We start from the raw sequence: 19,276 nt of genomic DNA on the forward strand, positions 1-19,276 counted from the left end.
CATTCAGGTCTCCACCGAGGCGAGGTCCTCGGTGGAGACCTGGTGGGCGCCGGGTAGTAAGTCCTGCATTGCCGTGGTGGCTGCGTCGACGTCGACGGCGTACAGGACGATGGCCAGCGCCCGGGTGGCGCGCGAGGCGCAGACGTAGAGGAGGCGACGGGTGCGGTCGATGCTCGTCTCTTCGTCGGCGCCCCTGGCCGACTCCGTTTTCGAGAGGTTCTCCAGGCCGAGGTACTTGTTGTAGGAGAACTGGAAGTGCCGGCCTTCGTCGTCGTCGAGGACGACGATCACGTCCTTGTATTCCGCGCCCTTGACACCTTGCTGCGTCGAGTACGGCGAGTCGTTGCCGATATAGCGGGCGTAACCCTCCAGTTCGGCCACATCACACTGCATCAGTGCCGTGAGCATCTGATCTTCGTCATCCTCGGACTCCGGCGGTTCCTCCGTCAGGACCTGAAGCAGGCGGTCGTCGAGCTCGACCAGGCTGCGCTCGTGCGCCACCGAGAACGCCTTGCGAACAGACCCGGGACCGCCGTCCGCCACCGTCTTGACGAGTTCGTCCACACCTGCGGCGAGAGTCGCCAGAGTCGGTCGCACGGTGGTCTCGTCGACGTTCTCCGGCCGGAGCAACGGGCTCGACTTTCGCAATCGCGGTAGCAGCTCAGCACGGTTGCTGTTCGCCGCCTCGACCAGAGGTAGCAGGGTGCTGAGAAACGGTGTAAGTGGCCAGGCGTTCCCTTCGGTAAAGCCTTCCTGCAGCCGCGTTCCGTGGAACGCGTCGTACAAGGCCTGGAAGCCGAGCCGGCCGGCCGCCATCCGGTGCGTGATGACGAGCGTCTTGGTGTCCTTCTCGCAGTGCCAGGCGCCGATGCCGGAGTGCTGCTCCAGCCAGCCCCGCGCCTTCTGCAGTAATGCGTTGCGATCAGTGCCGAGGGGAAACACGAAGTACGTGACCTCGCCCTCGCGCTGCCGGTCGGCCGGGAGGCCGGAGACCTGTTCGAGGCCGTCGGCATCGGCCCGGATCGAGTTGATGACCTCGAGCACCCGCAGCGGTGACCGGAAGTTCTCCGGCTTCTCCACCCTGCGCCAGCCGTCCTCGGGGGCGATCGCGCCGATCCCCGTGCTGTAGATCTTCTGGACCGGGTCGCCGAAGAAACCCAGGCAGAAATGCGCCTTCTGTGTCACCGCGACGTGCCGGAGGCAGTCGACCACGGACTTGAAGGTGTCCTGGCTCTCGTCGACGAACACGAACGGGTACCTGCGGGCGATCAGCTTGCCGAACAGCGGCTTGGCCAGGATCAGCTCGGGCACCATCTTCAGGACGTCGGCATAACCGACGATCCCCTCGCCGTAGCTGGTGGCCACTCCGAACTGGAACTTCTCGACTTTGTCCATCTTCGCCAGCCCGTCGCGCCGACGCTCGATCCGCCGTTTGAGAGCATCCAGCGTCTTCTGCTGTGTCCGCGAGCCCGGATTCGCGTACTTGTCCTCGAGCTCGGCCAGAGCAGCTCGCCCGTTCTCGTCCAGCCAGCCCCGGATGTCGCCTTGGAAGGGCTCGACCAGGGTCCACAGGAAGCTGTGGATGGTCGAGACGTGCGCGATCGGGCTCTTCGCCAGATCATCCTCGATCTCCTGCCGGGCGATCTCCGTGTAGGTGATACACGCGATCTGCTGCCGGTTCGCCAGGAACTGCGCACCACGGGTGGAGATCACGTGGTGCAGCGCCTTCACCAGCGACGTCGTCTTGCCGGAGCCGGCGCCGGCGATCATGGTGAAGCCGGAGATCTCCGGGTCGGCGAGGATCTGCTGCAGTTCCTCGTCGGCCGGGGTGTTGGGACTGTCAATCCGAGGACTCATCGGTCACCTCCTCGGTGGGCACCACGCTCGGCGGCACGTCCAGGTCGCAGATCTCGTCGGCCAGCCAGTCCAGCCCTTCGGTGATGTAGCTGGGGCAGGTCCAGTCGACCTCGCGCTCGATCAGGGTCAGCGCGAACTTCGTCTTGTCGAGCGTGCGGACCCGCTCGAAGACGCCTTGGACGACAGCCTCGAGATCGGCCGGATCCTTCACCTTCAGTCTCAGCGACTTGTTGGCGTCGTCCTGGCTCCAGCTGAGGTTCTCGAACGCCAGCGCCTCCTCGAAGGTCCGGCCGGCGATGGTCAGCTTCTCGCCGTTCCAGGCGATCTCGTGCGGTGTCTGGTACGCGACCCGGACCGTCGCCTTTCCCGGACCGCCGCGGTATTCCTTCTTCTCCGGCTCGAGCTCCAGCAGCTTCTCGATGCTCTCCTCGGCGGGCAGCCACTGGATCAGTGTCTGGTTGGCCGTGATCGCCCCGGGCTCGTCGGTGGTGCATGCTTCCCGGGCCTTCGGCGGTCCGGAGATGCTGTCGATGTCAGTGATCACCAGGCAGTGCAGGCCGAGGAACTCGACGAGCTTCCTGAACCTGTGGGCGAACGCGCCACCGAGCTCGAGGATGGTCAGGTGGGAGGTCGCCAGCCGGTCGCAGAACTGGGCGATGATCAACGGCACCAGCAGCCGCTCGACGTTGCCCTCGACCAGGATGGCTGCGTCGGCGAAAAACAGGTCGCAGTGGGTCAGCTTGAGGTACTGCAGCAGGAACTTCCGGGTGTCGGCCTCGACCTCGTCGGAGAACACCGAGAGGTCACGGACGTCGCTGTAGCGGAAGGTGTCCTTGTCGCGCACTCTGGCGAAGTAGCGGATCGAGCTGAAGTCCTCGTACACGATGTGCGAGGAGTGGGTGGTCAGCACGAACTGCGTGCCGGGGTCCTCGACGTCGTCGATGATGCTCTTGAGCTGCCGGATGAAGACCTGCTGGAGCTGGGCGTGCAGATGCGACTCCGGCTCCTCGACCATGATCAGGTGCACCGGCGGCTGGCCCTCGGCCATCTGCTTGCGGGCCTCGTGGGCGGCGACGATCTCGACCACCATGTAGATCAGGTTCTTGAACCCGAGCCCGTTGTAGCGGTCGGGCAGGGTGATCGCCGGCTGACCGGCCGGGGCGCCGGGCACCACATAGTGCACCTGGGCGCTCGTGTTCATCAGGGTCTCGCCGCGGAGCTCGGTCTTCACCATCAGATCGGGATTGTCGATGCCCGGATATCCGAGTTTGTTGAGCCGGGTCACGATCGGGCCGAAGACTTTGTTGAAGTGTTTGTTGATGCCCACCTCGGTATCGGCCAGCGCCTGCAACGGCGCCTGCGCCGGATCGGGCTTTTCCAGATAGCTTTGGTAATAGCGCCCGAGGGTGCGGGAGAGATCCTCGTCGCGGCCACGCTGTTCGGTGTCGGCGAGGTGCCGCTGGGCGTGCAGGAGGTCGACCTTGATGATCGACCGCAGGATTTCCGTGCCTTTTTCAAGGACCTGCAGAGTCTGCCCGGGTTTCAGCAGCAACTGATCGTCGAACTGCCGGCGGTCAAGCTTGTAGTGCACGACGTGGTACTCGACTCCGAGCCGTTTGCGCAGGTAGTCGTGCAGGTCCTCGGGCCACTGTCCCGGCTCGTCCTTCATCGCCAGATAGTTCGCGTTCAGGTCGGCTGGATCCTTGGCATCAAAGGACAATCGGATGCCGACCGGCGCCGAGTCCTCCCACTCTAGGTCCGGCAGCAGGTCGATCACCCGGTGCAGGTTGGCCTCGTCGACGTCGAACCACAGGTCGAGGGTGATGTCCGGCAGGGCCGCGCCCTCAACGGCCGGATCGTACTCGTTGAACTGCTGCCAGCAGGCGGCGCTGAAGTCGTGAATCCCGAAGTTCACACCCTTGGTCAGGAAATACTGGAAGATGTGCATCGCCGACGTTTTTCCGGAGTTGTTGGCGCCGACGAAGATCGTTGCCTCGTCGTCCAGATCTACCGTGATCCGGCGCAGTCGCCGAAAGTTTCTGACCGCGAAAGACTGCAAGTGCATAGAAATTTCCCCCTACGGTATCGGTGCGCATTTCCGCCCCACACCGATCGAGATAGAGATTATGCACTGATTACCCAGAGTTGCCAACCCTTCGGCGTTGCCACGGCGGCCGGGACAGCGCCGAGGCCGGTCAGTCGTCGTCGGTGATCGTGCCAGTGACCGTCGGTGGCACCTGGTACTCCGCGTCGAAGACGCCGTCGACGCGCAAAAGAGGGTCGCGGTAGGCTCCGCGACCTTGTCGTCGATTAACGTGATGGGGATCTCGATGCTGGTCTCCCGCTGCTCGAACCCGGCGTCCGCCGACCCCGGTGCCGGCGGACCGGTGTCGTCCTCCTGGGCCATTTCGATCGGGGGACCACTGGGCACCTCACTGCTCGGTGTCTCGTAGTCCTGGTCGGCCACGGCAGTACCGTCCAGCACCTGACCATGGACCTGGACGAACTTGTCGCTCTGGGCGGACAGTCCGAGCTGGAAGCGCAGCGCGCCGGGTTCTCCTTCGCCGTCGCCCCGGTCACAGTCAGAGTCGGCGTGGCGTCATCGTCGATCACCTCCGCCCGGCCGAACGGCTTGCTCAGCACGGCGTCCTGCGGCAGCGAGAGCGCCACGCTGAACAGCAGGTCGCAGGAGTCGCGGACGTCACCCTCGACAGCGACCGTGACATTCTGCGTGGTCCGGCCGGGCTCGAATCGGAACTGCGGTGAGAACACCTGTACCGATGTTCCAGGAGGGACGGTCGTTTCGGGGACGGCAGCCGAACCGGAGCCGGGTAGCCGAGACCTGCGGTGCCGGTCGTCTCGACCTGCAAGGCTCGTTGTTGCTTGACTGAGCCGGCCCTGTGATGTGCGCCCGCCTCACCGGGAGCGCACCGACGACACAGTCCAGCAACTTCAGGCCAACGAGGAGAAACTCGTTGCCAACGTCCCCGGACAAGCTGGGGGATTGTTGACGGGGTGTCGCGATGCCGGGAGAGCCCTGCCGATGCCCGAGCGGGCCAAATGGGAGGTATTGCATCCAACACCACGGCGCCTGTGGAGCAGGCAGTCTCGTTTCGCCGGTCTCTCACGGTCGGCGTCTCACCGGCCTGGCGTTGCTACCCCCAGAGCTTCTGCGTCTTCATCTCTGCACGATAGGTGGCCAGGAAAGCCGGGTGTTGTCTCGGTGTGGGGAGAAGCGGTCATCACAAATTGTCGGCGCCCAGGGGCAGAATGAGTCGCGGTCAGACGATTGGTTGTAGGGGAGAGCCTGTGAGTGATGTCGTAGCTGAACTCGCACGTGTACGCGAGGCCTTCGAACGTCCGACGCTCACGCTCCTGCACAAGCCGCAGGCAGCGCTGGTCCTGACAGTTTTCAGGACGGCGTTCGGCCGTGACATGGCTTCGGTTCCGGCCGACCGGCTTCACACCCAGGTCGACGTGTATCTGGGTGAGCTGCGGCAGATCGGCCAGGATGCCCCCAAAGGGACCGGGCGCGATCTGTGCCGTAAATGGATGCGGGAGCAGTGGCTGACCCGGTACGAGGACGATGGTGGCGAGGTGTACACGCTGACGTCGCACGCTCAGGCAGCGTTGTCGCTGGTGAACAGCTTGATGCGAGACCGGGTCACGTTGAGCGAGCACCGGATCAACACGATCAGGTCGGCGTTTCGCTATATGAACACGGTCGTGAACCCCGATCGGGCCGCGAGGGTGGCGTTGCTGAACGACGAGATCGTGAAACTGGAACGGGAACGCGACCGGCTAGTCAACGGGGGAGAACTCGAGCTGGCCAGCGACGACACGCTGCTGGAGGGGTTCGTCCAGCTCCTCACCTTGATCGGTGACTTGCCGGGGGAGTTCAAACGGGTCGAGGAAGCTTACGAGCTGATGCGGCGGGAAATCATGGCGTCGTTCCGGTTGGAGGAGCGGCCGATCGGTGAGGTCATCGACGACTATCTGCGGCGCACTGCCGACCTGATGACCGCGACCCCGCAGGGGCGCGCCTTCGAGGGAGCGTTCGCGCTGCTGCGCGACGACGTCTTGCTCCAGGAACTCCACAGCGATATCCGGGACCTGCTGGAGCATCCGCGCGCTGCGAGCATCCTGAGCCGAAGTGACCGGGTCGACCTGCGGTCGACGGTCGAGGTGATCCGTGGCGGTATCGATGGTGTCCTGGAGTTTCGGTCTCGGTTGACGCGGACGTTGCGGGAGCAGATCGTGAACCAGGACATCGACCGGAACCGGGCGCTGTCGACGGTGCTGCGCCAGTTGGACAGCGAACTTGTCACCTGGGTCGCGGGCACCAACAGCCAGGCCCGGGTGCCGCTCGACCTGCTGCCGCAGCGACCCGAGGTGCATCATCTGAAGTTGCGTTTCTATGACCCGGCCAACGACGTCCCACCACCTCCGCTCACGAACGTCGCACCGGACGGGGATCTGCGCGCGCCGTCTCTGGAGGAGTTGCGTGCGCAGGGCGGCCCGACGTTTCCCCTGCTGCGGACAGTCTTGGTCTCACTGCAATCGTTGTGGACCGGCGACGAGGCTGCCGGTCGGGCCCGGTCGGTTGGTGAGGCATTCAACGAGCTGCCGGCAGACGACCGTCGCCCGGTCGAGGTGCTCGGTTTGCTGCACCTGCTGATGTCGCTCGATCCGGATGTGACCGAGCACGGCTACGAACAGTATGACGCAGTCCTGCCAGGCGGTACGGCTTTCCCTGTGATGGTTCCTCGCATCGTCGCCGATCCCGGTGGGGCGACTCCGATTGAGGCCCTGCCGCAACTGGTGGCCGATGGTGATCAGTCACCGCTGGCTCCGGAAGGCGCCGAGCTGTGACGGGCATCGACGGGACCGATGCTCCCGGTCACGACGATGACCTGTTTGCAGCCGGTGACCTCTACGGCGATCTCGAGGAACTCCTTGACGAACATGCCGGCGGTGGCGCTGCAGACGGGGTGCCGGTTGATGTCGCCGCCAGGCTCGACGACGGGCTCGGGGCTGATGAGAGTGTGGATTGGGTCTTGTTCGATGGCGATGAGGGACGTCTGGACCTGAACCAGCGGCGGGCGCTCGTCGCCGTCGTGAGCAGCCGTTTCATCACCGCCCAGTCCAAGCCGCGGGAGTGGCGTGCGCTGGTCGCGAACCCGGGGTTGATCAGGTCTCGGCTCAACGACATGTTCCTCGAGTTGCATATCGACCTGGATCGCGAAGTCGCCTATAAGCGTCAAGTCGCGCCGGAGGGGGAGCGGGGGAAGTTCCCGACCCTGCTGTATGACACCCCGTATACGCGCGAGGAAACGGTGGTGCTGGTGTACTTGCGCAGCCGCTATCTGGTTGAGCAGATGTCAGGTACACCCGGCCGGGTGCTGGTCGATGTCGACGAGATCGTCGAGCATTCTCGCTCGTTCCGGCCGCCGTCGCACACCGATATCGCCGGCATCGACGCGAAGACCCGCAAGGCCATCGACAACGTCCGTGTTGCCGGGCTCTTGGTCAAGACCGCCGATGAGCACCGGTTCGAGGTTCCGCGCGCCATCGAAGTCGTCCTCGAGATGGAGACCCTCGAGCGTCTCCTGGAGTGGCTGAGAAAAGCGAACGGATCCAGCGATCCGCCAGACGAGGATCGGTCCCCGGACTCGACGACGGACGACCCGACCGGCCAGACCCCACAGGAGCCTGCGTGACCACTATCACCGACCCGCACCAGACCGTTCCGCGGCCTGCTGCCGGCCGCAACGCCGGAACTCACCCGGATCAGCAGTGGAGGATCGCCAAGATCCAGGTCATCAACTGGGGTGGGTTCGAGGGCCTCAACACGTTGGAGTTCCATCCGCTCGGGACGTTGGTGACAGGGGCGTCAGGATGCGGCAAGAGCACTCTGCTGGATGCCTATCTCGCACTGATCATGCCGTACAACGTGCCCCTCAACGGCGCGTCGAACCAGGCCGAGGGCCGGGCCCGCAGCGAGGGGCAGCGCAACACGCTCAGCTACATGCGCGGCAAGATCGACGCCGACGCGGACCCGGTCACCGGTGAGGAGATCGCCCAGGTTCTGCGGGGCAAGAACCGGTCGACGTGGAGCATCATCTCGGCCGAGTTCCGCAGCGACCGCGGCAACCGATACACGCTGTTTCGAACGTACTTCGCGGCTGCGAGTGTCCGGTCCCCCAACGAGGTCCAGATGAGGATGTTCGCCGGCCCCGGCGAGATCGACGTGCAGGATTTAGCTGCCCTCGCCGCCACCGGGTTCAAACCCGCCACTGTCGAGCAGACGCTGCCCGGAACTCGGCACCACCTGCGCTACAGCGGCTTCTCGCAGACGGTCTATGCCGCGCTGGGGATCGGCGCGAACGGCGATGGCGGGAAAGCGTTGCTGATGCTCGCGCAGATCCAGGCCGGCGGGTCGATCAGCACGGTGAACGACCTGTACCGCAACCGGGTCCTGGAGAGGCCCGACACCTACACGAAGGCTGACAATGCCGTCGGGCACTTCAACAATCTCCAGTCGATGTACCTGAAGATGCGTACCGCCAAAGAGAAGTCGGACCGGCTCGCCCCGATCGTCGAGACCTACGACACCGCGGTCGCGAGCCAGCGCGAGCTCGAAGCCATCGACAGCGTCGGCATCACCCGAGACGGCGACACCCCCTACCTGGAATGGCGGCTGGCCACGGAAAGTCGCCTGATCGATGCCGCGCTGAACAAGAACCGCGACGAACGCACAGCTACCGACACCGAACACTTAGCGGCGCGGGCAACCGAGGACGGGCTCAGCGAGGAACTCCTGCAGACCCAGGAGGTCCGCCGCGCGCTCGGCGGTGACCGCCTCGACGAGCTGGACGCCTCCATTCTGCGCCTCGAAGCAGACCGGCGAGCAGCCGAAGAGGAGCGCGACCGGCTGCTGGGCAAGATCGGCCCGCTGGTAGAACAAGCCCAGGCAGCCGGCGAACAGTCGCCACTGGCCTCGGCGGCGGCATTGGCTGCCGCCGCGGCGGCAGCACAGACGCATGTCGCCGGCGCACCGTCGCGAGAAACCACGCTCCGCGCCGCCCGCGACGCGATCCAGGAACGCCGCTACCCGCTGCTGGACGAACTCAACCGGCTGAAACGCGACATCGCGACAATGTCCGGGCGTGAAAGCCGCATTGATACGCGCCTCGACGAGCGCCGCAACCAGCTGGCCCATGCTGCCGGGCTGCAACCGATCGATCTGCCGTTTGTCGCCGAGCTCATCGATGTGGCCGACGGCCAGGAGCGGTGGCGCACCGCCGTCGACAGCGTGCTGGGCGCGTTCGCCCGCACCTTGGTCGTCGACCAGGACTTCCTGGCCGAGTTCTCCCGCCGCATCGACGGCGTCAAACTCTCCGCACAGTTGCGATTCGAAGGAGTCGCGCTGCGCGACCACGAGGACCTGGTCGGCGACCCCGACCGCATCTCGGCACGCGTCGTCTACAAGCCAACGGCGTTCAGCCACTGGATCGCCGCCGAGATCGGCAAACGCGACGCGATCTGCGTCGAGCACGCCGACGGCTTGAATGGGCCTGGGTACCGCGTCGCGCTGTCCGGGCAGACCCGCAACGGCACGTCGGGAACGGTCGGCCAATCCGGTCGGCACAGCATTATCGGCTTCGCGAACGAGCAACTCATCGCCGACCTGAGCCTCGAGGTGGACGCACTCGAAACGCAGCTGATGGCGATCGACACCGAACTGAAGGCCCACGACGAGGGCCATGCCAAGTTCACTGCCCTGCTCAAAGCCAGCGAGCACCTCATCGATGCCGCCTGGGACCGGATCGACATCGAAGGAATCGAAGGCCGGATCAAGCAGCGCCACGACGACCGGTCCAGACTGCTGGCCTCCGACGTAGGACTGCACGAGGTCGACCAGAAGATCCTCGACCTCGACGGCCGGCTGCGCCGCGCGCGTCGCCTCACCTTCGACGCCGAAGGGAAGGTCGAGGCCGTCCAGAAGGTCTTCGGTGAACTCGTCGACCGTCAAGACGACCTCAACCGGGAAAGGGAACGCATCGAGGACTCAGGACGCTCGACGCTCACTGAGGACCACACCCGCCGCCTCGACCAGGCATTGACCGCCCTCGCGGCCGGGGCGCCGTTCGACCATCAGTCGTTTCGGCAGACCTGGGTCCGTGCGGTCAGCAACCATCTCAGTGAGCGGCTCCAGGCGGCGCAGCAGCGGCTGGGAGACATGCACCAGCAGCTGCGCACGATCTTCCAGTCCTACCTCGCCCAGTGGCCCGACCCGAACCTGTCCGACACAGCGGACGCCTACCCCGACTACAAACGCATCCTCGACGACATCCTCGCCACCGGACTACACGCACGGCGCGTCGCCTGGCTCGAAGCTGTCCGCGAGTGGACCGCCCAGGACCTCCTCCCGCTCAACGGCGCCGTGGAGAACTCGCTCAACGACATCGAGAAAAGGCTCGACGACATCAACACCATCCTTGCCATGTTGCCGTTCGGCGCCGGCCGTGACCGACTCCGGATCTCGTCTCGGCGCCTGGCGCCCGATGTGGTCGTCTCCTTCCGCAAAGAACTGCGCCGCCTCGCGAACGTCCCGTCGCGAGAACTCAGCGAGGATCAGCTCGTTCAGCGCTTCACCGAACTGCAGGAGTTCATTGGGCTGATCCGCCGTAGCGACGACAGACACCTGACCCGCGAGATGATCGAACGGAACCCGGGCCGCGACGCGCTACTCGATGTGCGTCGCCACATCGAGATCGAAGCGGTCCGCCACAGCCAGACAGGTGCCCGGCTCGCGACCTACCGGCGTCTATCGGAGAAGTCGGGCGGCGAAACACAGGAACTGATCGCGTTCATCCTCGGATCCGCGCTGCGGTACCGGCTCGGCGACGAAGAACGCGCACGGCCACGGTTCGCGCCGGTCTTCCTCGACGAGGGGTTCATCAAGGCCGATGCAGAGTTCGCCGGCCGCGCCGTTCAGGCCTGGCACGGACTCGGCTTCCAGTTGGTCATCGCCGCACCGTTCGACAAGGTCTCCGGACTCGGCGAGAACATGGGCACCCTAGCCACGGTAGGGAAGAGCCAGAAGACCGGGTTCTCCCAGATCATGAAGGTCGAACCGCTGGCCGCGTTCGAGCGCGACCCGTGGCTTGAGGCGACTGGAACGCTGCTCGATCCGGCCGACGAGTCATGAAAGAACCCGCGCAAATACTGACCTCGGTCCGCAATCGCCTCGAACGGTCCTGGTTCCACGAGGTCACGACCGGTCCGTGCGGCGACTGGCCGCACCCCTTCCCGCTGGGGGAGCCGACCGGCGCCGACCTAGAGACCGACTTCGCAGCGATCCACCGCCAGGCCGAGACCTGGTGGCGGTGGGCCGCCGACCAATACGCCGCCCTCGAGACGGCGAATCGGCGGGTGAGTGGAACCTTCCAGCAACTCCCGACCCACCTGCAGGTGGCCACAGTCGACGAGGCAGCCAGACTCCTCGGCGGGACCTGGCCCGACCGGCTCGCGCGAGGCCGCGCCCGCCAACTGGTGCTCGCCGAGCGGTTCCCGCTGCTCGGTGCCGGGCTCTCAACGACGGTCCGCGATACAGACCTTCTCGGCGACCAGGACTTCCAGACACTCTGCGCGGTCGGTGAATGGTTTCGTGACCATGGCGGCGAAGCCGCCGGCCTGACGCCCCGGCAGGTGCCGGTGCCGGGCGTGCACGCGAAATGGCTCAACACCAACCGCCGCCTCGTCGCCAGGCTCGCCGGGCTGGGCGACGAGGCGGCTCTCGGGCTACTGCCACCGCACCCCGCCCGCATCCACTTCACCTACCTGGACTCCGCCTACCTGGCAACGGGCGGCCGGCGCCATGACTCGGCGACCGTCGGTGACCACGCCGCGCCAGCTTACCGGCCTCGTGTCGTGATCATCTCGGAGAACAAGGACACCGCGATCCATTTCCCGCCGATCCCGGGTGGTATCTCCATTGAAGGTGTGGGCCGCGGCGGAGGCACCGTGGCGTCTTTCTCCTGGGTCCGCGACGCCCAGATCCTGGTGTACTGGGGCGATATGGATGCCGACGGGATGGAGATCCTTGACGGATTCCGCACCGCCGGACTGCCCGTCCAAAGCATCTTGATGGATGGCGACGCCTACGAGACCTGGGAACGGTACGGCACGAACACGGACCCGAAAGGTCGGCCGCTGGGACCCCGACCACCACGACTGGTGCCAACCCTGACCGATACCGAACGCGGGCTGTACCACGACCTGTGCTCACCTGGCTGGACCAGGCATCGCCGCGTCGAACAAGAACGCATACCGCTCGCGGTCGCGGCCCGGATCGTCGGGTCCTGGTGCTGACTGTCCGGCCCAGACCGTCGCGCCGCACCTGGGTCAACATGACGACGTGACCGTGACGCTGGAGGTGGCCGATGCGGAGGATCGTACCGAGCTGACCACCGCAACGACGGCGACTCCTCAGGCATCAGCAGCGGCCGACCGGTCCAGGCCCGACACGAACAGCGCATCCGGCGAACCTTCCTCGCGGGTACGGTCCCGGGCAGGCCAGTCGAGAAGTCGGGCGGCCAGCCGGAGATGTGGCGAGCTGGCAGAGGAATCGTTCGAGGACGTACCAGACCATGATTTCGTCGGTGGCACGCGTTTGCCGGCGTGCTGAGTTCCGCAAGTCGTTTAGATGCGACCGGCTCGGCATCGCGTTCAACTTCGGCAGACTGGTCGCTCGGACGGGAACGCGGTAGGCCAGCCACCAGCTGCGTGCAGCTTGAAGCAGACCCAACCAATCACGGCGAGCTCGTACCCGGACTTCGCCTGGATGATCAGCAGGACTACGAGACCTTCGCGGCAGGTCAGGGGCGACGACGGTCTAGTACAGGGCGCGGTCGGCGTAGCGGGCACCGTGGAGCTGTCTGATTGCGTCGAGGACTTGTCCTCGGCTGCTCGCGCCGCCGGCGAGGATCGCCAGCTCAATGTCGTCGAGTTCGGCGAGGAAGCCGTAGAGGCTGCGCAGTTGCTCGCTGAGCTCGTTCAGGCTGGGTGGCGGTACAGCGAGTAGACCGATGCTTTGTTCGTCGAAGTCGGCGGCTGTCCTGGCTCGGCGCCAGAGTGCGGGGTCATAGGCGACCGCGCCGGAGACTGGGGACCACAGCGTTGGCGGCGAGGCCAGACCGTACTGGTCGACCCAGTTCTTGAGTACGGCCAGGCGACGCACTGCTGCGCGGTCGAAGCTCGAGTGAGGGCTGTTGGTTGCGATCCACACCAGGTCGTACACATCACGTGCGGGTGTGCGCCGGGTGAGGCGCGCGATCTTTTCGGCCATGTTCTCCGTGAGCGCCATCACCGGTAGAGCGGTCGGCAGGTCGTAGGCGTCGTGGATGGCGAGCCGGATCCATCCCCGCTGGTCGGGTGGCAGCCACGGGGCTGGTCCGATGTCGAGCTTGGTCGTCAGATTGCCGACCCCACCGAACGGTGTGTCGTAGGCAACTTGTGGTCGTCCGCGATGGTCGTCAACGCGGTAGTGGAAGCCGTCGATCTCGAGACCGTCGATCTCACCGCGCAGCAGGTCGGACACAACGGTTGGGTCATCGGCGGGGTCACGGACCGAGAAGTCCAGATCGGTGGAAAAGCGTCCTGCGTTGCCCGCATAGAGCTTGCGCAGTGCGGTGCCGCCCTTGAATACGAGGTGCTCGAATGTGGCTTGCTCATGCAGGTGTGCGAGCAGGAGATCCTGTGCAACGTCGATCAGAGCGGCGTGCCGACCGCCGGGTCCCTGAGGGGTGTGACGTGCCAGCCAACCAGTGGTGATGCGGCTCATGTCGCCTCTGTGAGTTCGCGGGGGTCGAATGGCAGTAGGCCGTCGGCCACGTTGAAGCGCTTGTCAAAGCGCCGAGTGACTCGGGGTCGACCAAACCAGGTCACGTTGTTTGGTTTGGTCGGTTGCAGCAGGTCCGCTGTCTTTGGCGCGACGCCGCTGAGTAGATAGGCAAGTCGTGGGCGTACGGTGGTCGGTCGCCGGTGTAGTTCCTCGTCCAGATCGTTGACCGGGGACCGCTCGGCGAGGTCGGGGAGTGCCTCGGCGAACGTGGTCCAGTCCCGCACGTCGCCTGGCTTGGTCGCCAGGTGAGCCAGGATGGTGGCTGGCTGGTGGACCGGAAGTTGATCGAGGTCCGCTGGGGTGAGTCGAGCGGAGAAATGCATGACTCGCATGCGCTGCTTGAGCGAGTCGGGGACCACTGTCTTGACCGGCACTGCGATCTCGTGGCGATCCGGTGCGCGCTCGGCCAATCCGTGGAGCCACAGAGCGCTGCCCAGGGCAACTGTCGCTGAGTCGTGACCAGCCAGCATTGCGGCCCGCAAGTCGATGAACGGGTCGCCGTGACCGTAGGGTCCGGCGTGCGCACCGGGGGCGAACTCGTACACACCGCGTTGCCCGGTGGGTAGTAGCCACCCTGCCGCGCGCAGCCGGCCGGCGAGTATCTTCGGTGGAGTTCGAAGCCCAACCTCCTCGGCGAGGCGGGCAAGGTCGTCCATCCTGACCAAGGTGAGTTGACGGAGCTCCAGGTCAGCGACCAAATGTGCAAGGCCTCGCGACAGGGTCCGTGCAGGTACTGTCATGAGAGCCTCCCAGGTAACCATTTCGGATACCAATGTACCGTATGTGACAGCATTGTCAAGCCGGACGCCTGAGTAACCAGGTTAGATACCTTGAGGCTGTCAATGACAGTGTGCTGATGCGTTGTTCGCGCCTAGTGTGAGCTGTCAGCATGCTCGCTCATCGTGAAACGTATTCAGTATTTGCACCTGGCAGGATGGTCGCGTGAGAGTCGGTGACGATCGCGATGGCGGCGGCCTCGACCTGCGTCGTGAGCTGTCCGAGCTCCGGGCCGAGCGAGACCGGTTGCGGGTTGAGAATGCGCGGTTGTCGCGTCTGCTGGAGCTACGAGGCCAGGACACCACGCCCGCGGCCGAGCAACTCGCGGCCCCGATCGGGCCTGGTGGGCTGGTGTCGATGGCAGGCTCGACGACGCAGCAGAAGCTCGCCCTCTACCTGAGCCTGTTCCGTGCCAGGAACGACACGTACGCCAAGCATTGGGAGGATCCACGCACGGGAAAGAAAGGGTGGATGCCTGTGGCGGCGGGTGGGTGGCGCAAGGGTATGACTCGCGCGACCGCCCGCCTGCTCCCGCTGACTCCAGATGTCGTCGCGGAGCACCTGGCTGCGCGGTCGCGGCAGGATCTGTTCATCGGCCTGTACCCGATGCTCCCAAACAACACCTGCTGGTGGCTGGCCGCAGACTTCGACGGCAAGACCGCGATGCTCGACGCCCTTGCGTACGTCAAGGCCGCCCGAACTGCAGGCGTCCCCGCTGCGCTAGAGATCTCCCAGTCCGGTGCTGGGGCACACGTGTGGATCTTTTTCACCGAGGCGATCCCCGCACAGACGGCACGCGCGGTCGGGACTGCGCTGATCCACGAGGCCATCCTCCAGCGCGGCGCCATGAGCCTAGGCTCCTACGACCGTCTGTTCCCAAGCCAGGACGTACTGCCCGGCTCTGGTCCTGGCAACCTGATCGCCGCACCGCTCCACGGCAACCGCCGCAAGAACGGGCTCACGCTCTTCCTCGACCCGGCCACGCTGGAACCGTACGAGGACCAGTGGGCGTTCCTCTCGACGCTGGACCGGCTCACCCCGGGTGACGCCGCCCGTCTCGCCCGTAAGGCGGCACGCGCCACCGTTGGCAGCGACGTCACGACCCTGGCACGAGCCGAGTCCACCAAGGTGCACCCGCCCATGCCGCCGGTGGTGCGCGCCGAACTCGCCGCCGGCCTGGTTCTCGACGCGACCGCACTCCCGCCCGCTGCTCTTGCGACCTTCAAGCATGCCGCATCGATGGCGAACCCGAAATTCTACGAGCGGCAACGGCTGCGCAAGTCCACCTGGGAAACCCCGCGGTTCGTTACCGGCTACGACCTGACCCTGGACGAGAAGCTTGTCCTGCCTCGCGGACTCCGGCACCTGGTCACCGGCATCGTCGAGCGCAGCGGTGCCCGCCTCGATGTCACCGACAACCGGATGGCGGGCACGGAGATCGACGTCGCGCTCATCGGCGAGCTCGCCGACCGGCAGGCCGCGGCAGTCGGCGAGCTGCTCGCGCACGACGACGGCATCCTGGTCGCCCCGCCAGGATCGGGCAAGACCGTTATGGCGTGCGCGGTCATCGCCGAACGAGCGGTGTCCACACTGATCCTGGTCGACCGCAAGGCCCTCGCCGACCAATGGCGGACTCGACTGACCGAGTTCCTCGGCCTCAAACCAGGACAGCTCGGCGGCGGACGGACCAAGCTGACAGGGATCGTCGATGTCGCCATGCTGCCCACCCTGGCCAGGCATGACGACATCGAGAACCTGACTACCGGATACGGACAGATCATCGTCGACGAAGCTCACCACGTAGCCGCAGCTGCCTACGACCACTCGGTGAAGAAGATCGGCGCCAGGTATTGGCTCGGTCTCACTGCCACCCCTGACCGCCGCGACGGCCTCGGCGAGCTTCTGCGCTGGCAGCTCGGACCGGTCCGGCACACGATGACTGACGAGATACCAGGGACGCTGCCCGAAGCAGCCGACGCCAGTGCAGGACCGGCGCGAGTGCTGCATGTGCACGAGACCAGCTTCACCGCGGCAGACATTGCTCAGGATGCGCCGTCGCTTATCGCCGAGGCTCACCGGGCACTCACCGTCGACAAAAATCGCAACGAGAAGATCGTCGACGACGTCCACGCCGCTCTCACCCGGGGGCGGAACTGTCTGATCCTGACCCGCCGGGTGGCCCACCTCGAGACGCTGACCTCGCTCCTGGCTGGTCGTGGTCACGAACCGCTTGTGCTCCAGGGCGGCATGCCAGCCAAGGAGCGGCGTGCCATCGTCGAACGACTCGCCGACGCCAAGGCCGGGGACGGTGTCCTGGTTGTGGGCACCACACCGTTCGTCGGCGAAGGGTTCGACGCACCGGCCCTGGACACCCTGTTCCTCGCGGCGCCGATCTCCTTCGATGGACTCCTGCTCCAGTGCGCCGGGCGAGTCGTGCGCCCGGCACCCGGCAAGACCGTCGCTGAGGTCCACGACTACCACGATGTGCTCGTTCCGATGCTGGCAGTCTCGCTCCAGCGACGCATGCCCGGGTACAAGCGGCTGCGATTCGACCGGGCCTGAAGGCGGTCCCTCGGCTGATGCATCACAGATGGTCGAAGTGATGCAGTTGTCACTGGTAAACAGTGGCGGGGCCTGTTGCATCACCGTCATGCATCATTTGGTCGCTGGCGCGCTGTGCCGCTGGGTCTGCGAGAGGATGGCCGATGTGAACCGTCTCGGATCCTCCACAAGTCCCTACCTGCTCCAACACGCTGAGAATCCAGTGGATTGGTGGCCCTGGACTCCGGAGGCTTTCGAGGAAGCGCGGCGGCGCGATGTACCCGTTCTGCTATCAATTGGTTACGCTGCGTGCCACTGGTGTCACGTGATGGCGCACGAGTCGTTCGAGGACGAGGAGACAGCGGCCTACCTGAACGAGAACTTCGTCTGCGTGAAGGTGGATCGCGAGGAGCGTCCGGACGTGGACGCGATCTACATGCAGGCCACGGTCGCGATGACGGGCCACGGGGGCTGGCCGATGTCGGTGTTCCTGACGCCGACGGCCGAGCCGTTCTTCTGCGGCACCTACTTCCCGTCGGAGCCTCGGCCGGGGATGGCGACGTTCCGGCAGGTGCTGGAGTCGCTGGCCGAGGCCTGGCGGACCAAGCGACAGCAGATCGACGACATCGGCCGCTCGGTGGTCGACCAACTCGGGGCGCGGGCGAGCGCAGTACAGGGGGCGATCGAGCTGCCCGCGCTGGATCGGGCAGTGGAGTTGCTGGCGATGGACTTCGATCCGGTGGATGCCGGGTTCGGGTCGGCGCCGAAGTTCCCGCCGTCGATGGTGCTGGACTTCCTGCTCCGCCATCATCGCCGGACCGGGTCCGAGAACGCGTTGACGATGGTCGCGCAGACGTGCGAGCGGATGGCCCGCGGCGGCATGTACGACCAGTTGGCCGGGGGATTCGCGCGGTACAGCGTGGACGGGCAGTGGGTGATCCCGCACTTCGAGAAGATGCTGTACGACAACGCCCTGCTGCTCGACGTCTACACGCACTGGTGGGCGATCACCGAGGAGCCGCTGGCCAAGCGCGTCGCCACCGAGACCGCCGACTTCCTGCTCGCCGAGCTCCGCACCCCCGAGGGTGGATTCGCCTCCGCGCTCGACGCCGACACCGAGGGCGAAGAAGGCCTGTACTACGTCTGGTCCCCCGAGGAGCTCCGTGAACTGCTCGGCGACGACGCCGACTGGGTGATCGACCTCTGCAGCGTCACCGGCACCTTCGAGCACGGCACCTCCGTCCTGCAACTCCGCCGCGATCCCGAGGACCCGGCCCGCTGGCACAAAGCCCAAGCCGTACTGCGGAACGCCCGGCAGGCCAGGACCTACCCGGGTCGCGACGACAAGGTGGTCGCCGCCTGGAACGGGCTCGCGATCACGGCGCTGGCCCGGGCGGGCGTAGTACTGGAGAAGCCCGAGTACGTCGAGGCGGCGGTGGCCGCGGCCGAATTGGTCCGGGACGTGCATCTGGACGAGTCCGGAATCCTGCGCCGCACCTCGCGCGACGGCAAGGTGGGCACCGCGCACGGAGTACTGGAGGACTACGCGGCCTTCGCCCAGGCGTGCCTCACGCTGCTCGGTGTCACCGGCAACAGTTCGTGGTTGCGGATCGCCCAAGCCCTGCTGGAGCGGGTGCTCGGCCAATTCGTTGCCGATGGCATCTTCTATGACACGGCCGGCGACGCCGAGACGCTGGTGTGGCGTCCGCAGGACGCGACGGACAACGCCAGCCCGTCCGGGGTGTCCTTGGCTGCCGAGGCGCTGACGACGCTGGCCTCGGTGACCGGATCGGCCCGCTACGAGGAGGCCGCCCAGCAGGCGCTGGCTGCTTCGTCGGCTCTGGCCGACCGCGCTCCGCGGTTCGCCGGGCGCGGTCTGGCGGTGGCCGAGACGCAGGCAGGTGGCCCGCTGGAGATCGCGATCGTGGGGGAGTCCGGCGAACTGCTGCGCACCGCGCTGAAGGACGCGCCGTGGGGGACGGCCGTGGTGAGTGGCGAGCCGGGGGCCGACGACGTGCCGTTGCTTGCCGGGCGCGACCTCGTCGGCGGGCAGCCCGCGGCCTACGTGTGTCAGAAGTTCACCTGCCGGCTGCCGGTCGTGTTGCCGGAAGACCTTCGCCGTGAGGTGGACAGCGCTCGCTGACAACGCGCGCCAGTGCGGGTTTTCCCTGTCGTTTCGCCGGAATCCCTTGA

10 protein-coding genes are annotated in these 19,276 nt (G+C 65.9%); 6 read left to right on the forward strand and 4 right to left on the reverse strand.

Annotation, left to right across the window (positions count from 1 at the left end; translation table 11 throughout):
* Positions 1–3 precede the first annotated feature (3 nt).
* Positions 4–1,857, reverse strand: coding sequence for a UvrD-helicase domain-containing protein (locus ABD255_RS34055; RefSeq protein WP_344220885.1), 1,854 nt, complete (start codon positions 1,855–1,857; stop codon positions 4–6).
* Complete coding sequence (locus tag ABD255_RS34060) at positions 1,841–3,922, reverse strand: ATP-dependent nuclease (RefSeq protein ID WP_344220886.1); 2,082 nt, start codon at positions 3,920–3,922, stop codon at positions 1,841–1,843. The genes ABD255_RS34055 and ABD255_RS34060 overlap by 17 nt, the downstream gene beginning before the upstream one ends.
* A 1,130-nt stretch (positions 3,923–5,052) precedes the next feature.
* On the opposite strand from ABD255_RS34060, the gene ABD255_RS34065 reads away from it, so the two are divergent.
* From ABD255_RS34065 to ABD255_RS34080, 4 genes are read left to right on the forward strand one after another with little or no spacing between them, the layout of a single operon-like run.
* Positions 5,053–6,729 (forward strand): DUF3375 family protein, encoded by a 1,677-nt coding sequence (locus ABD255_RS34065; RefSeq protein WP_344220887.1) that lies wholly within the window; start codon positions 5,053–5,055, stop codon positions 6,727–6,729.
* A complete protein-coding gene (locus ABD255_RS34070) occupies positions 6,726–7,577 on the forward strand; it encodes a DUF4194 domain-containing protein (RefSeq protein WP_344220888.1) in 852 nt (283 codons plus the stop codon). Before ABD255_RS34065 ends, ABD255_RS34070 begins: the two co-directional genes overlap by 4 nt.
* A complete protein-coding gene (locus ABD255_RS34075; protein ID WP_344220889.1) occupies positions 7,574–11,071 on the forward strand; it encodes an ATP-binding protein in 3,498 nt (1,165 codons plus the stop codon). The genes ABD255_RS34070 and ABD255_RS34075 overlap by 4 nt, the downstream gene beginning before the upstream one ends.
* Positions 11,068–12,234: a Wadjet anti-phage system protein JetD domain-containing protein gene (locus ABD255_RS34080; protein WP_344220890.1), complete on the forward strand. Its 1,167-nt coding sequence runs from the start codon at positions 11,068–11,070 to the stop codon at positions 12,232–12,234. The genes ABD255_RS34075 and ABD255_RS34080 overlap by 4 nt, the downstream gene beginning before the upstream one ends.
* A gap of 523 nt (positions 12,235–12,757) precedes the next feature.
* Here ABD255_RS34080 and ABD255_RS34085 read toward each other — a convergent pair.
* Both ABD255_RS34085 and ABD255_RS34090 read right to left on the reverse strand, forming a co-directional pair.
* Positions 12,758–13,705, reverse strand: coding sequence for a nucleotidyl transferase AbiEii/AbiGii toxin family protein (locus tag ABD255_RS34085; protein WP_344220891.1), 948 nt, complete (start codon positions 13,703–13,705; stop codon positions 12,758–12,760).
* Positions 13,702–14,421, reverse strand: a complete 720-nt coding sequence (locus ABD255_RS34090; protein ID WP_344220892.1) for a type IV toxin-antitoxin system AbiEi family antitoxin — start codon at positions 14,419–14,421, stop codon at positions 13,702–13,704. Before ABD255_RS34090 ends, ABD255_RS34085 begins: the two co-directional genes overlap by 4 nt.
* A 286-nt stretch (positions 14,422–14,707) precedes the next feature.
* Between ABD255_RS34090 and ABD255_RS34095 the strand changes: the two genes are divergently transcribed.
* A complete protein-coding gene (locus ABD255_RS34095; protein ID WP_344220893.1) occupies positions 14,708–17,104 on the forward strand; it encodes a TOTE conflict system archaeo-eukaryotic primase domain-containing protein in 2,397 nt (798 codons plus the stop codon).
* A gap of 136 nt (positions 17,105–17,240) precedes the next feature.
* Complete coding sequence (locus ABD255_RS34100; protein ID WP_344220894.1) at positions 17,241–19,226, forward strand: thioredoxin domain-containing protein; 1,986 nt, start codon at positions 17,241–17,243, stop codon at positions 19,224–19,226.
* The last annotated feature ends 50 nt before the right edge of the window (positions 19,227–19,276 follow it).

The sequence above is a fragment of the Kribbella sancticallisti genome (assembly GCF_039530625.1).
In the GTDB taxonomy this organism is placed as follows: Bacteria; Actinomycetota; Actinomycetes; order Propionibacteriales; family Kribbellaceae; genus Kribbella; species Kribbella sancticallisti.

Bases quoted from the DNA above. Each gene is read 5' to 3' on its own strand.
- ABD255_RS34060 (WP_344220886.1), bottom strand. From the start codon at position 3,922: ATGCACTTGCAGTCTTTCGCGGTCAGAAACTTTCGGCGACTGCGCCGG.
- ABD255_RS34080 (WP_344220890.1), top strand. From the start codon at position 11,068: ATGAAAGAACCCGCGCAAATACTGACCTCGGTCCGCAATCGCCTCGAA.
- ABD255_RS34090 (WP_344220892.1), bottom strand. From the start codon at position 14,421: ATGGACGACCTTGCCCGCCTCGCCGAGGAGGTTGGGCTTCGAACTCCA.
- ABD255_RS34085 (WP_344220891.1), bottom strand. From the start codon at position 13,705: ATGAGCCGCATCACCACTGGTTGGCTGGCACGTCACACCCCTCAGGGA.
- ABD255_RS34055 (WP_344220885.1), bottom strand. From the start codon at position 1,857: ATGAGTCCTCGGATTGACAGTCCCAACACCCCGGCCGACGAGGAACTG.
- ABD255_RS34100 (WP_344220894.1), top strand. From the start codon at position 17,241: ATGGCCGATGTGAACCGTCTCGGATCCTCCACAAGTCCCTACCTGCTC.